General features: G+C 65.5%; 2 pseudogenes. One reads left to right on the top strand and one right to left on the bottom strand.

The features are described 5' to 3' along the window. Positions 1–145: pseudogene (locus SB753_RS38520) on the top strand (uracil-DNA glycosylase); the annotation flags it as partial. Between the two features lie 19 nt (positions 146–164). Here the strand turns inward: SB753_RS38520 and SB753_RS38515 are convergent. Then, a pseudogene (locus SB753_RS38515) lies at positions 165–261 on the bottom strand (DUF72 domain-containing protein); the annotation flags it as partial.

Raw genomic sequence — 261 nt, 5'->3', positions numbered from 1 at the left:
CGAACACGGCGACCGGCTCGTGGTCGCGACGTATCATCCTTCGTTCGCCTTGCGTGCGCCCGATCCCGAGACACGTCATCGCGCGTATGCGGCGATCGTCGCCGCGCTGCAGGACGCGAAAAAACTCGCGCAGCGGCGCAAATAGGCGCGGGCGTGGCGAGCTCTCACGCCGCCGCTTGCTGCGCGTGCAGCCCGAGGCGCTCCATCAATCGTTGCGCGTCGAACGGTGCGTTGGTTTTTGCGTCGTTGTCGAAATAGCAG

This window comes from Paraburkholderia sp. SIMBA_053 (assembly GCF_046534895.1).
Taxonomy (GTDB): domain Bacteria; phylum Pseudomonadota; class Gammaproteobacteria; order Burkholderiales; family Burkholderiaceae; genus Paraburkholderia; species Paraburkholderia caledonica.
This window is presented reverse-complemented; position numbering and strand designations above follow the sequence as displayed.